Source organism: Microbulbifer jejuensis (assembly GCF_047289955.1).
Taxonomy (GTDB): domain Bacteria; phylum Pseudomonadota; class Gammaproteobacteria; order Pseudomonadales; family Cellvibrionaceae; genus Microbulbifer.
Genome location: NZ_JBLBUB010000008.1, coordinates 98973 through 113049 on the forward strand (window position 1 = coordinate 98973; position 14077 = coordinate 113049).

Annotated in this window: 8 protein-coding genes; 3 read left to right on the forward strand and 5 right to left on the reverse strand. The window is 51.8% G+C overall.

What is annotated here, in order from left to right:
* Window positions 1-60 precede the first annotated feature (60 nt).
* The 3 genes from ACL7TT_RS07070 to ACL7TT_RS07080 form a co-directional block, all read right to left on the reverse strand.
* Window positions 61-3090 (reverse strand): DUF2339 domain-containing protein, encoded by a 3030-nt coding sequence (locus ACL7TT_RS07070; RefSeq protein ID WP_413394241.1) that lies wholly within the window; start codon window positions 3088-3090, stop codon window positions 61-63.
* Window positions 3091-3250: 160 nt separating this feature from the next.
* Window positions 3251-3631 carry a DUF5329 family protein gene (locus ACL7TT_RS07075; protein ID WP_413394243.1) on the reverse strand — a complete coding sequence of 127 codons (381 nt, stop codon included), beginning with the start codon at window positions 3629-3631 and terminating at the stop codon, window positions 3251-3253.
* Between the two features lie 185 nt (window positions 3632-3816).
* Complete coding sequence (locus tag ACL7TT_RS07080; RefSeq protein ID WP_413394245.1) at window positions 3817-4176, reverse strand: hypothetical protein; 360 nt, start codon at window positions 4174-4176, stop codon at window positions 3817-3819.
* Window positions 4177-5349: 1173 nt separating this feature from the next.
* Between ACL7TT_RS07080 and ACL7TT_RS07085 the strand changes: the two genes are divergently transcribed.
* From ACL7TT_RS07085 to ACL7TT_RS07095, 3 genes are all read left to right on the forward strand, one after another.
* On the forward strand, window positions 5350-5544 hold the full coding sequence (locus tag ACL7TT_RS07085; RefSeq protein ID WP_413394247.1) for a hypothetical protein: 195 nt from the start codon (window positions 5350-5352) through the stop codon (window positions 5542-5544).
* A 610-nt stretch (window positions 5545-6154) separates the two neighbouring features.
* Window positions 6155-8380, forward strand: coding sequence for an Ig-like domain-containing protein (locus tag ACL7TT_RS07090; RefSeq protein WP_413394249.1), 2226 nt, complete (start codon window positions 6155-6157; stop codon window positions 8378-8380).
* A gap of 832 nt (window positions 8381-9212) precedes the next feature.
* Complete coding sequence (locus ACL7TT_RS07095; RefSeq protein WP_413394251.1) at window positions 9213-10751, forward strand: amidase; 1539 nt, start codon at window positions 9213-9215, stop codon at window positions 10749-10751.
* Between the two features lie 149 nt (window positions 10752-10900).
* On the opposite strand, the gene ACL7TT_RS07100 is transcribed toward ACL7TT_RS07095, so the two are convergent.
* Together ACL7TT_RS07100 and ACL7TT_RS07105 are read right to left on the reverse strand one after the other, a co-directional pair.
* Window positions 10901-11749 carry a hypothetical protein gene (locus ACL7TT_RS07100; protein WP_413394253.1) on the reverse strand — a complete coding sequence of 283 codons (849 nt, stop codon included), beginning with the start codon at window positions 11747-11749 and terminating at the stop codon, window positions 10901-10903.
* Between the two features lies 1 nt (window position 11750).
* Complete coding sequence (locus ACL7TT_RS07105; protein ID WP_413394255.1) at window positions 11751-13946, reverse strand: TonB-dependent receptor; 2196 nt, start codon at window positions 13944-13946, stop codon at window positions 11751-11753.
* Window positions 13947-14077 lie beyond the last annotated feature (131 nt).

The window sequence follows — 14077 nt, forward strand, 5'->3', positions numbered from 1 at the left end:
TGGGCGATCCAATACGTTTTCCAAGCTATTTGATCGCCGCTACACTAGGGCCGCTGTTTTCTAGGAATACCCTTCATTTCTAGCCGTGAGGAATTTCTGATACTGGAACGCCGCTCCCAGCATACACAACCCCACCAGCATGCAGACCACAATTTTCTGTATCAGAGAAAAGTCCTGCATATCCCACAACACAATTTTCAATGCGCCAGCACCGTACAATAGCAATGACAACTTCAGAAGCTTGTGGGTGTCCGGTTTCAGGGTCTGGAATAGCAACAGCGTCGCGTGTACCACCAGGGCGAAAGATATCGCCGGTAGCCACATGGTTTCTAACAGCTGAGCCAGCACGGCGATATAAACCGGGATTGCTGTCAGGTGCAGTGCCCACAGGTTAAACAGCCGGCGACCGGGCCATACGGCTCGATTGGCGAAGAACCGGTGGTAAACCAGCAGTGAGGCAATGCCCAGGGCGGTCAGATTATACAGGCCCAATAGTGGCGCCTTGCTGGAGCCGGCAATCACAGCGACAACTTGCAGCAACGTAATACACTCAAACAAACGCAGGCTCAGCCTGTAAAACGGCGTTAGCTGGTTGCGCAGCGGTGCCAGCCTGGGCTTAAAGGCATACAGGCTGGCGAAGTACAGCTGGCTCAGCAATAGGGCCAGACCAAAGTCCTGGCTCAGGGCGTAACCGATAATAAATAGCGTTGCGGCGAGATAGTAAAAGGCCAATGGAAAGATCGGTTTGAGTGCCTGGTGCAGGGCCAATTGCCAATCCGGGCCAATGGGCTTTCGCTGCAATCCCCGACCAATCCACATAAGGCCAGCCAGTGATGCCAGCCCCAAGAGCAGTCCACTTGTGGCCATACCCTGCCAGTGCCCAAACTCCCGCAGAGCGCAAGCGAAAATAGCCACAAGGCTCGCCCCAGTAATCAGAACACGCAGTTCCTGCTGCAATAATTTCAGTCTTAGGCGGGTGTAGAGGAAGAGGGTAATGGCGCAGGATAGCCACACAGCGATGGGGAAGTAATCGCTGGCTTTATGGGCGACTGTCGGCAGGAAAAATAGCGGTAACAATGCGTAAAACAGCTTGCGCAATTTCAAAGACAGGGAGAAGCCGCTGGATTGCATATTCGGGCGATAATAAAGTGCCGCAATCAGCCAAAGGCTGAGGAAGGCTTCCACGCTGGCAATCTTTCCATAAGGTATCTGGTCGTAGAAGTGGAAGTTACCCACAATGGATGCACTCACCAGCAACGGGATAAACAGCAGCAGGTAGTGACTGAGCCCCAACCACTCGCTAAATGCGGAGCCTGTGCGCTGGCCTCGCCAGATCAGGAAACCCATGGGTAGCAGGGCGAGCAACCACATGCCCTGGGGCCAGAGGATTGCGACTGACAGCAGGAAGCTTGCAGATAAAAACAGGGCAAAGGCGTTATCTGCGAGAGCCGCTAAATAGTGCTCTGCTGGGGTGATCTGGTCGGAGCAATGGCGCAACAACCGGGTGAGTGCGAAGGCAGTGGCGCAGAGTGCCAGCCAGTTACCCCAGCCCGCGTCTGCGTTCAATGACAACAGCAGTGGTGCGGGAACGATTCCACCGGCTACCCAGGCCAGAGCTTGCCACAGCATGGTCAGACCCGCGGCGGCGAGGGCGATGTAGCCCTCGCTGCGCACGCTGGTAAAACCAAAACGCGCCCCGAGAAAAATCAGCAACAGGCCTTCAAGGCACCATACGATCCCCAATAAAGCGGGGCTGCACAGCGCCAGGACTGCCAGGCCAGCCAACAATCCCCCGTGTAGCAAAGCCATATTCTGGACTGCGCGGGCGCAATCACTGCAGGCGTTGTAACCAAACAGCAAGCGTGAATAAAGGGCGAAGGCTACCCAGGGCAGAAGATTGAGCAGCCACACCAAGCCCAGCACATTGCTGCTCGGTGCCAAAGACCAGCTGATATGGATAAACAGCACCAGGTTCGCGGCAATAATAACCAAGCGACTTCGCTCCAGCCCTTTCGTGCTTAGCCCTCGTAGGGCGTAATGGGCGAACCCGTAAAAGAAGCCGTGCAGTAGCAGCAGTGGCCCCCAGGTGGGGGCTGTTTCGTCGAGGTTTGAGATCGAAAACTCAAACATACCGGCACTCAGGGTCATGGTCACCATCGCCAGCTGCGGCCAGCGTATCCGCCTGGACAAATGCAGCATGGCGAGCGCGAGTGCGAATAAATAGCTGAGGTAAATAACTGCCGATGGGTCCAAATGATTCGTCACCAGCGGCATGGTGGCGCCCCCCAGCAGGGTCACCATGGACACTACCCGGGTTTCAAACAACAGGGCGAGTAAATACGACAGCCCTGTTGTCACCACTAGCAAGCCTACCCCAATTGGAATAGGAACCAGCTGGTAGTAGGACCCGGCAAAGTAACCACACAGGTAAAGAAGAATAACCCCGAGCGCAATCAGCCCGGAACCGTAGCCTACCATCTGCGGCATACGCCGGCTGAAGGTCACGCCTCCAAAGGTTGTTGCGCCCGCAATTAAAAAGCCCAGGGTCACTTTGCCGGCTGGGCCCAGGTAGGCGTTGAAAGAGAATTGCAGCAGGTAGGCAAAGCCAAGTACCAGCGCCAGAATGCCGGCTGCGGTCATAAAGAATACTGGCGCCTTGCCCTGGCGCTGGTAGTGACGATAAAAGCCTACAAGGGGCTCCCACACCCGATTGAGCGGTTCCAGAGCCGGTACCAATAGGCCAACCCCCTCCTGGAACCATTCGGAGGATACTGATGGTTTACTTTCTTTTTTGGGGGGAGGCCCGGGTTCGGGGGATTTAAGCGCGGGCGATGCCGCTGCAGCAGCTATGGCTGCCGGCTGAGTTTGCTCTGCGGCCCGGTGGGCCTCGGGATGCGTGCCCATAAGAAGGGCCAGCTCATCTTCCAGCTCAGCAGTCACCTCGGGCAACGCTTCTTTTTGCGCTGCATTAGCCCGCTGCAGCTGCACCTCAAGGGCCGATAGCCTGCGCTCAAAGGTATCGAGGCGGCGCTGGTTGTCCCGTTCCAGTAAAGCCAGATCCGCACGAAGCGACAGCAGTTCACTTTCCATACTTACCCCATTTTGATATGACTATTGGGAAACATAGACTTACCATTCAAAGCAGCGCTTTAGTTGGTTTCCCAGAAGGGGGAGGGTGGGGAGGAAAATCATTATCCCCTTTGATGGTTTTCTCGCGAGTCGAGCATTGTACGGCTTTTCCAGCCACTAGTTAAGTGTCGTCTACTTCTAATTTCTCGGCCATACGGTACCGTGTCAGTTCATTTAAGAGCCAGGTTTGAGACTTTTCCTTTGGCTGGTTTTCGCACTTGATATGGTAAGGCTGACCGCTAAAGGTGCTTTTGCTGGCGCTCAGTTCGATAAACGCTTCGGCGCTGTCAATTTTGCTGGAGAAATATTGATACTTTTTCTTCATGTGCTCCACCGCATCCAAGCTGCTGTGTTCGCTGCCGTTTCGGATGAATGTACAGCCAGAGGTAGAGACAAATTGAATCAGGTGGTTTATCTCCTTAGGTGCGCTATCTGCCTGTATTGAAAGAGGAACTAACATGGAGGAAATAAAAGCAAGGAAAATGGCCAAGTATCTTGTCATTTTTCTATCCTTGGACGGTGAAATTTTGCGAGGGGTGGATAGCGTTATAAATCAGCATCGCATTAAATTCATCCCCTCATGGCCCCGAACAAGGCCAGCTGATCAGGGCTTTAGGTGTGTGACTACAGCCTCTAAACCTATAGTGTCGAGGCTGTATATACAGTAGAGTTTTACTCTGAGAGATTTCAGGTGCTTTTACGTACTACTGCCTTCACAGTACACTGTACGCTTCTACGTTCGTCTTCCCCTACAATTTCCGAGGACTCGGTCAGTATCTTGGATACGGTGAGTTCAAAGACAGAAATAACCTCCATCATTTCCTTTTTGCAATTAGCGATATTGACTGCATTAGAGATAGCGGAGTTATAGCTTATTTTGTGAGAGAAATTACGCTCCTCTTCACCATTTCGGCTTCTTTTGATACTTTTGTAGGCCTCCTTGCCGGCATCTACGGTATCCCCAATAATGCCGTCAGGTTTTACTTCGAGCTTCATGCAGGAAGTGGTGGCAACGGCTAATGCAATAATGGTAAAAATCTTGTTCATTCTTTCTTCTGACTGTGGATGGAAAATAACTTTAAGCCTAAAGCGGTACTTAATCCCGTTGAAGGTTAGCTCTCCGAAAAAGCTCCTCACTATCCTCACTAAATAACTGTCTGATTGTACTTTGGCGTTTTTCAGGGTTAATTTTTTAGCATCTTATGCAGATTCCCTTTAAAGTCAATCGATAGCCAGTCTTGCGTCGCCTGCTTTTTGCTCAATCTGGTCGAATAGCGACCAGTCGGCCCGATTGCGGCCAATCAAAGCGAAAAATCGGTGTCAGTACGAGATAGACCGGCAACCTTGCTAAAGACCAGGAGTGCTTCATTATACCTCGTATATCGATAAGCGGGTTTCAAAACATAACTTGATTCAGATCATTTCGTGGGTAAATCGTAAAGTTGAGGGTGAGTGTAAAGGGCTGGTTGTCATTCCCTCTTTTTAATCAATTTCTACCTAATCAAGTGATGCACTTCGGATTTGAATCAACGTTGAATTAACTCAGGTATTAAAAATTATTGCTGAAAAAAAACTCATTCGAGCTGGAGGGTGATCTGTATATAGCGAAACCGGAAGATACTGTATCGGTATTTAACCCAGATACTGAGGTTTCTAAAACAGGTCAGAAGATATTAAAAACATTGATACTACCAGTGACGAATATTATTTACTCATTGGATGAAAAGACGATTGGTCAATAAATTGTGTAAATAAGCCTGTAGTATATTTCAGGTGTAGACTAATCCATATATAAATCTCCTCACATACTATCGAACTGGGTACCACTGGCAGTTTTTCTACTTGATCAGTTTGTCGTAAGAATGTCAGTGGTGTTAATTTTCCCCAAATTGCCCCAGGATTTGCAAGCGTTTCGCAAACACTCGGTTCACGCAGCTTTCGTGGGTTGTCTGAGATAATGACCTGGTAGTAGGGCGGGACGTGGATTCAGTTCCCTAAATATCAGCCACTGAAGTCCAAGACCGGTTCCTGGGGGGTATTGCGGGCTTAAGCCCAGTCAGTCATCGGGCCGGTGCGGTCTGCGCTTTATTGGGGTGAGGTGAGCGTTCACTTTCGGCGGCTGTGGTGGCTGGTGTCAGGAAGTCCACAGTTTCTGCCAGTGACAAGCCTAAAGGGCATTCCTGTCGCAGGAGGGCTTGCCTCCTGTTTCAGCATGTTGCCATGCTGGCCACCTTTACCAGTGATCTCTATGAAAGTCTAAAAGAAGCAAATCAGCTGGCGGCCAGCATGGAGGCTTTACGGGGACTGGAAAGAGCAAAGATCGTCATTGAACACCGCAACAAGCTGGCCCAGTGCCGTCCATTGAAGCAAGCCAGCCGGTGCCTGAGTGTATTTTGCCAAGGATACTCCGTGTAAGACTAAACAACCAAAGCCAGCTGTCATTCAAGACAAAATCAATGTGGTGGCGACCAAAGTGCCGGAAAGATTTGAAACAGTTTTTTAGAAAAACGTTTGTACCAGTTTGGCGATACGCTTCATCAGGCTGGGGACTGTCTGCACTGAATATGATAAACTTTGCGGATGAAAGTTTCAAAATCGCAGTTCAAAATTAACGAACACCTGTTTCCCGCTCAGGGAGGCATTGTACAAATCCCTACCGACAGACAGCCAGATAGTAAGACTCCTCCAGCAGGCTGAAGAGGGCGTTGCGGTGCATCAAGTGCGCCCGGGCCATGCTCTTGATCGAAGAAGCGCACACGGTGGTACACAAAGAGCTTGAATTTATGGCACTGATTCAGGATAGTCTCCAATGGCGACTGTTGGGCTTGTGCTTTGGAGTGTTTTTTTGACAAAGCGGCTCTTTATCCAAACACACCAACAGATGTACCAATTGGCTTCTCACCTGTATGAGTGGTCAATGAAAACTAAAACGTATTTAGCCATGTCGGTAAAGGCTGTAAACACCCAGTTGGGGGGATGCTGACCGTTGCCACTGGGTGCAAAAGATATTGTGAAGGATAAGTAGATGCACACTCTTACGCTGTACCAATCAATTTCGCGATGGTTCCTGTGGTTGACCATTGCAGTTTCACTGGCCGCCTGTGGTGGTGGAGGCGGTAGCGATAACGGGTTTAGCGCCCCGGATGATACTACACAGGAGCCGGATGCCTCCTATAGTATTGCTGTAGAATTGCGTGATATTGATACTGGTGAGCAGATTGATAATCCCAGTCCACTGGAGCCAGTACATGTCCAGGTGACTGTCAAGGATAACGATGATAATCCTGTTGTTTCCGGTAACGTGAGTGTCAGCACAACCTTGGGTAGCTTGACACCCGAGAGTGGACAAATACTGACTAATGAAACTGGTGTCGCACTGATAGAGCTGGATGTTGAAGGGCAGGAGATTGGGAGTGCCGGGGAGATAGTTGTTACCTACGATACCACTAGTACTGATCAGGCGCCACTCTCGCCATTGACATTTACTGTTGTAGAGCCTGCTTTACAGCTCGGTTATATGAACAATGGGCAGTTTGTGGTGGGCAGTCTGGATATTCAAGCGCCGATTCTGTCTTCTACTGGTAGTACGCCCATAAATGTCATTGTGCAGGGTCCGGATGGTGATCGCTACCCTGAGCCGTTAGAGGTGGTCTTTTCCAGTAATTGCAGCCGGAGCGAACCACCCGCTGCCACCCTTGATTCTCCGGTGCCTACGGCAAATGGTGCGGCAACGTCGACCTATACCGCTGAAGGCTGTCAAGGCCAGGATACTGTCACTGCAGCGCTAGCGGTTTATCCAGGGATATCGGCTAGTGGCCAGCTTGAGGTGTCGCCTGCCGAGGTAGGTTCCATTGAGTTTATCAGCGCAGAGCCTGCGATTATTTCTCTTCAAGGTAGCGGGGGTAAGGAGACGTCAACCCTTGTTTTTCGCGTCTTCAATAAGGATGGTTTGCCAGCCAATGGGATTGATGTCAACTTCGAATTGTCCACAGAGGTCGGAGGGGTAAGCCTTACCAGCAACTCGGGCGTGACCGATGCAGCGGGCGAAGTGAGTGTGTCGGTTTCTTCCGGTACCGTTGCGGGGCCGGTTCTGGTAGTAGCCTCGATTGTGGATAATGGAGTGGTTGTTGCTTCAACCGTGTCTAATAAGCTGGTGATATCTTCAGGCATACCGTACCAGGGTAACTTTTCTGCGTCTGCTACGGTCCTGAATCCGGGTGGTGATAACTTTAACGGCCTAACCACGACAATCACTGCTTTTGTTACCGATTTCTTCAAGATCTCCGTTCCCGATGATACCGCAGTATTTTTTCAGACTGAATACGGCGGTTTTGAAGAAAGCGGATCCTGTACTACTGTAAATGGTACATGTTCCGTGACCTGGAGAAGCCAGAATCCCCGAAAATCACTGTTCTACACCTTCGTTGATGACGATGGTAATGTGGCTTCGCTTCGAACCATTTTCAATACGGATTGTAGTGTCCCTAATGTGCCTAGAGGTGTCCCCTGTCCGGAACTTCTGGGGCAGCCCTATGGCGCGCGCTCTTCAATCCTGGCATATACGCTGGGAGAGGAAAGCTTTGATGATGCAAATGAAAACGGGTTGTATGACGTCGGTGAAAAATTCGATGATTTGCCGGAAGCGTATGTGGACTTTAATGAAGATGGGGCGTTTGGTCACTCAGAGACAGTTGGTAGTTGCCATCCTAATTGCCCCGCCCCGGCTGGTGACGATGAGAAGTTAATATCTTTGATTGAAAATGGTGTCTATGATCATGGGAATGGTATTTATAACGGCTCTCGCTGTTCCGACGCCGCCGAAATAGCGGGTTCCTGCTCTAAGGAACTGGTCCATGCGCGTACTCAGTTGGAGATTCTGGTAGCAGGAGATGAGCCCTACGGAGAGCTATTTACAGGCGCAGATGTTCCCCTTGAATCTTATGATGTCAATATTTCACTTAGCGGTTCCCGTACAGTTTATTTATATCTGTCTGATAAGTACAACGGAAGGTTGCCTCTGGGTACGACGGTTACGACTGAGTCAGACTATTGTGACGTGGAGCCAGAGGTGAATTCGGTTGGGAATACCAGTGACATTGGTCCCAGTCGCTTCGCGATCACAGTTATTGCCCCTGTTAATGCCGTACCGGGTCGTTCAAGTCCCGTGAAAATTTCGGCCAATGTGCCGGCTCCCGGAGGTGACACTGGTGGCATTACTAAAACCTGGCTATTAACTTGTACCACTAACTAGGTGGCACGCTCGCTTCTCTCAGAGAAGTGTTAAGTAGCTCCCTGATCGCATTTTAACCCTCGCCGGGCCGCATTAGCGGCCCGGCTTGGTTTTCATAACAATGACTTCAGGCCTGCAGTGGCCAATTTGTTCGGCTCTTATTTAATGGGGTGTGTTCATTTTTCCGTTCCTGCACCGAACGCAGTGCAAAAATTAAATTGGGGCTGCAGGGCAGGTTCGCCAATCAAATAGTGTGTGCGATTTGATCTATTTCAGCCACTAAAACCCGATGCTTGTTTAGCAAAATTCTTTTTTCATTCCGGCAGTCCTTGGTCAATGCGGGTTGATAGCCGTTCCTTTGATTTTTGGACCCCAGATAGGTTTCAGTAACAGAAAGTGCCGGCAGGATTTGCTGTTGAGGCTTTCATGGGAGACTTATTTCAAGCGATCTTAATTTCCAAATGGGCAACCATGTTTTAATTTTGTACAGCATTGATATACTATTTAAGAGTGTAAATAATTCTGTTTACCAAAGTCGACATCAAGATGAGTCAGAAATGGCAAAGGTGACAAAAGCGGCTTACTACCGGGTCGGAAGCAAAGAATACCCTCCTCTCGGGTCACGCTGTGAATACCGCCCTGTACGCTCGTAATCGGCGCCCATGCCTCATACGGTCCCGAGATAAGGGTATTCTCCCCTTTCGCCTTGTGAGTAACTGGGGGTACTGAAATGCTGGATCAAGTCATTGATCGACAAAACAGGCGAAATCCGGTAGGTTGCAGTGAATAAGGCCCCATAGAAGCAGTGGGGGTCAGGGTCCTGAAACAAGTATCAGAAGAGGGTGGTTAGGCCGTGTCACAGTGGATAAAAATCCTGGCACTTGGGGCAGTATTGTCACTGGCAGGCTGCAGTGGGGCCAAGACACCAGACTTGAGTGAGAAGAGTATCGCGGAATTGCAGGCGATGATGTCCGATGGACAACTCAGTTCGGTGCAGCTTGTGGAGTACTATCAGGCGCGTATTGCCAGGTACGATCAGGGCGAAAAGGGCTTAAACTCAATCATTGTGGTGAATCCCGATGCCCTTGATATCGCCAGGCAATTGGACCAGGAGCGCGCACAAGAAGGTAGTAGGGGCCCTCTGCACGGTATCCCGGTACTGCTAAAAGACAATATCGATACCGCCGATAAGATGCCAAATACCGCAGGGTCGCTGCTGCTGAAGGATAACCTGCCCAAGCGGGACGCCCCTCTGGTGGCAAAACTGCGTGCGGCGGGCGCGGTTATACTGGGCAAGGCGAATCTGAGTGAGTGGGCCAACTTTCGCGCGCATCCATCCAGCAGTGGCTGGAGTGCGGTGGGCGGACAGGTTCGTAACCCCTATCAGGAGGGTGCCAACCCCTGCGGCTCCAGCGGTGGTTCGGCCGTGGCCGTGGCCGCGGATTTGGTAGTCGTATCAGTGGGCACCGAAACCGATGGCTCGCTGACCTGCCCGGCAGCCATTAACGGCATTGTCACTATCAAGCCAACCCTGAACCTGATCAGCCAGGGTGGCATTATCCCTATCGCCCATAGTCAGGACACCGCCGGGCCAATGGCACGCACCGTTGCCGACGCTGCCCTGTTGCTGGAATCCATGACCGACTCTACGGTGAACTACAGCTCAGCGCTTCAGAAAGACGGTTTGAATGGGAAGCGTATTGGCGTGGTACGCAATCTGATGGGCTACGACCAAAACCTGGATAACACCTTTGATGCGGAATTGAAAGCGTTGCAGGCACAGGGCGCGGAGCTGGTCGACAGCTGTGACATCGCCACTGTCGGGCAGTTTTCAGAGCAGGAATTCACCGTCCTGTTATCGGAGTTTAAGGCGGGCATCAATGCGTATCTGGAGCAGGCTGACCTGCCTGAGGTGAATAACCTTAAGGCGCTGGTTGAGGGCAATAAGCAGCTTGCGGACAAGGAGCTTGTCCACTTTGGGCAGGAGTTGTTCGAGTACGCTCTACAAGCCCCCGCATTGACAGATTCCGCCTATATACAGGCGCAGGAAGGTGCCAGGCGCCTGGCCGGTAAAGAGGGGATTGATGCCGCCCTCGATCGTTGCGATGTGGACTTGTTGATTGCTCCGACTGTGGGGCCGGCCTGGCAGACCGACTATGAGCGTGGCGATCAATTCGAAGGCTCGGCCAGCAGCCCGGCTGCAGTAGCCGGCTACCCACACATTACGGTGCCAATGGGTTATGTGGAGGGATTGCCGGTCGGGATCTCCTTTTTTTCCGGTGCCAATACCGAGTCGCTGTTGATCGGGGCTGCCTACAGCTATGAACAGGCAACCCATCACCGTACTGCGCCAACCCTGGAGTGGATCACCAGTGCCGCTGAAACTGAGTGAGCGGATGTGCGAAACACGGTGGAATAATGGTAAGTGCCTCACCAGCCCCAGGCTTTCCAGGCCAGTCGATATGTCGTAGCGTACCCCCTTTTTCAAAGGGGTACTCTATGAACAGACGAAGCTACAGACACAGTACAGGTCCGTGTGCGTTAGTACCCCGTCATGATGAGCACCCCTGCCCCCGGCAGGGCCTCAGACGAATCGACATTAGTTGGCTGAATCAACGCGTTGATCGCGGTCCCACACTGATCCCCGGTCAAGCCGTTGTTCAATAAGACCTGTATAGGTCGCGAACTTCTGTACTTCTCACCTGCTCCCGCATCGGAAAATAACTGCAGTTCTATCAGATAGGCACCGGTCGATGGATTGCCAGTGTGCCCAACTCCACGGAGCGCACAGTCACCATCGGCGGCTTCCACACAGAAATCCAGGTGCGTATGCATGCTGCCGTCCGGCGCAGCCTGGTCGATTGGTGATTCGAGGGGGCCTTCGAGACCGCCGTACGACCATATCGTTCCCTGTTTGTAGAATGCCAATTCAACCGGATCGTTTCGCAAAAAAACTTCGAAAGGAATAGTGCCAAAATACCGTACGCGCTCCCCATTGACGGGGCCTATCCACGCCTCGATAGTTGGATCCCAGTAGCGGAGCGCTCCCAAAGCACGAAACCACAGTTTCTCGCCATCTAAAAGGCCGCCGGTATTTACCACCCAACCAGGGTCATCCGTTTTGTGTGGTCCACCGGGAAGGTCACCAAAATCTGCCGGCACCACGATGTTGCCGGTATCCGCACTGAGCGGAAAAGAGCCCGCAGAGTCGACCAGGATTTTAGCGCCTACTGCAGCCGGTGGGACAATATCAATGAAAAGGTCAAAGTGTCCAAAGTCGTTACAGCTGCGGTGTTGAGCGCTCACCTTCAGGCTTGTTGCGACCAGCAATAGCACGCCCACTAAGTTCCGTAACTGCCTATAGCAGCAAACCACACATCGTATCCCCATCTTACCACTCCCAGCTGAGCCCCAACTCCAGGGAACGACCTGGCTCCGGAGCAAAATTTCGAATAAATGATGTAGCATTGTGAATTTCCTGGTCACTCAAATTCTTGCCTTTGAGGAACACGCTGGCATTGTCCAGCCATCCCGTCAGCCTGTAGTGCAAACTCGCATTCACTTCAAGATAACTGTCGGTTTCTGTCTCGAAGGCGCCGGGGTTGTTTTGCGCAGCCACATAAGTCGCCGTGATATCGAACAACCATTGCGTCGAAGACCATTCAGCCCCTGCGCCAAGACGCCAGGGTGGCATTCGGGGAATGTCTTCATTACCAGTGCCACTGTCACCAGCACCTTCTAAATTTCCCTCCACGTAGTCTACAAACCAGTCGACTTGCAAGGTACCGCGAGCGACAGAAACACCAGGCCACAGCCATTGCACTTCGCCACCCTGTATTACTGCATCGTTCTGTTGGTATTCATAAACGGGCAGGCACTCGGCTAGCCGAACGCAGTTAATACGAAATAGCTGTTCGGCGAGGTCGTAGAAAATCCCCGTATTATTCTGATAGATAAACCCATCCACCTCACTGCGAAATAGCCTGATGTGGGTACTGCCCAGGCCGTGCGACCAATCCCACCCCAATTCCAAGGTGTTAAACAGCTCTGCGTCTGGAATATCACCATTGGAGCGCAGCAGCAAACCGAGGTCGAAACTGCGGGTCGCCAAATGTGGCCCCAATGACAAGAACTCATGGACATCGGGCGTACGCTGATGTCTGCCGAGTGCTGCGAACCATTGATGGTGCTCCAGTCCATAGTCAACACCCAGCTGGAAACTGCCGGTCTTATATTCAATGGGCGCGTGCATGAGCTGATAATTATCGGGGCGAAGGGGGGCTGTGAGTTCGCGCTGGCGAATCTCCGTGACATCGAAACGTCCGCCCGCCTGAAAGGTCCAGGCCCCGCGCTGCCATTTTTCTACCAGGTACACGCCAAAACTGGTCACATCCGAGGGTGGCACAAAGCTCTCTCTACCCGTGGCAGAAAAGTAGCGATCAATGGCTTCCATCCCGATCACACCCTCAAGGCCTGCAGCAAGGTTGTGCTCAAGACTCAGTTTTGCCTCGGTTACATCATTGACAAAATGCGTACCCGCTAATCCTCTCTCCATTTCGAAATGTTCGTAGTCTACTGTCGCTATCTGCAGCTCTAGCTGCTGTAAAACGTTTTGCTGAAATCGATAGCCCGCTCTAAAGTCGTAACGCTGTTGTTCGAGATCAATACGGATCAGCGGATCACCACCTTCGCTACCACCGTGGCTGTGGCCACTGTCTCGAGGTTCTGTATGACTTCCCGGCGGTATGCCGTAGTCGTATTTCATATTTCGGGCCGAAGCGCCGATGTACCAGTGCTCCTCGGTCAATGCGGCACCGATCGAATAGCCATTCGCCTCAGCATCACTGTTGGCAATATAGCCACAGGTATTCGACTGACTTGCATCAAAACCAAACTGGCGATTCACACGCGCGACATCAATGGCGCAAGCGGGGATCTCGACATCATCGTGATTTCTGTTGTACCCATCAATATGAAAACCGAAGCGCTGATTCTCAATATTGAACTTTGCGGCAGTGGTTGTTTGAGCGTGATCGTTAATAAGTTCTGTTCTCCACTCAACAGCACCAGAGTGTGACTGCCCTGCTTTTGTAAAGGGGATACGCTGTGTATCGACGTGTACGACGCCCCCTACCGCAGCATTGCCAAACTCAATACTTGAAGCGCCCTGAAGTACCTCTATGCGTTCTGCTAGTATTGGCTCTATAGCGACAGCATGATCTGGACTGAGCGAGGAGGCGTCCCAGCTTCCGATGCCATCTTCTATGATCCTGACGCGTACACCAGACAAACCACGCAATACTGGCAAACCAACACTGGGCCCAAAGGTGGCGTTGTGAACCCCCGGCTGGCTTGCCAATGTCTCTCCCAGGGTATTGCTGATCTCAAGGCGAAGTTCATCGCCAGCCAGGACTACGCCAGACTGACCGGTTCGAAACTGGTCATGGGCTCCTGGTTCTTTCTGGCCAGAGACAGTGACCTCTTCAATCTCTTCATGTTCTTTGTCCTCGGGATCTTCTGCTAGCCCCGGCTGGGGGATAGCCAGGACGACGAACCAACCTGCTACCTGCCTAAACGCCTTCAGCACTTGATACCTCATGTATGTAGTTGAGTGAATGAGTTAAAGGGCCCGCGGAGCGGGCCAGATGCCTGTCAAGCAGACTGGAAGACAGGGGGGCGGTGATTTAAACCTCTTGTGTGCACCAAGCCCCCACGCGT

Excerpts from the sequence above, each read along its gene's own strand:
- ACL7TT_RS07070 (WP_413394241.1), bottom strand. The coding sequence starts at position 3,090 with ATGGAAAGTGAACTGCTGTCGCTTCGTGCGGATCTGGCTTTACTGGAA.
- ACL7TT_RS07075 (WP_413394243.1), bottom strand. The coding sequence starts at position 3,631 with ATGACAAGATACTTGGCCATTTTCCTTGCTTTTATTTCCTCCATGTTA.
- ACL7TT_RS07080 (WP_413394245.1), bottom strand. The coding sequence starts at position 4,176 with ATGAACAAGATTTTTACCATTATTGCATTAGCCGTTGCCACCACTTCC.
- ACL7TT_RS07085 (WP_413394247.1), top strand. The coding sequence starts at position 5,350 with ATGCTGGCCACCTTTACCAGTGATCTCTATGAAAGTCTAAAAGAAGCA.
- ACL7TT_RS07090 (WP_413394249.1), top strand. The coding sequence starts at position 6,155 with ATGCACACTCTTACGCTGTACCAATCAATTTCGCGATGGTTCCTGTGG.
- ACL7TT_RS07100 (WP_413394253.1), bottom strand. The coding sequence starts at position 11,749 with ATGGGGATACGATGTGTGGTTTGCTGCTATAGGCAGTTACGGAACTTA.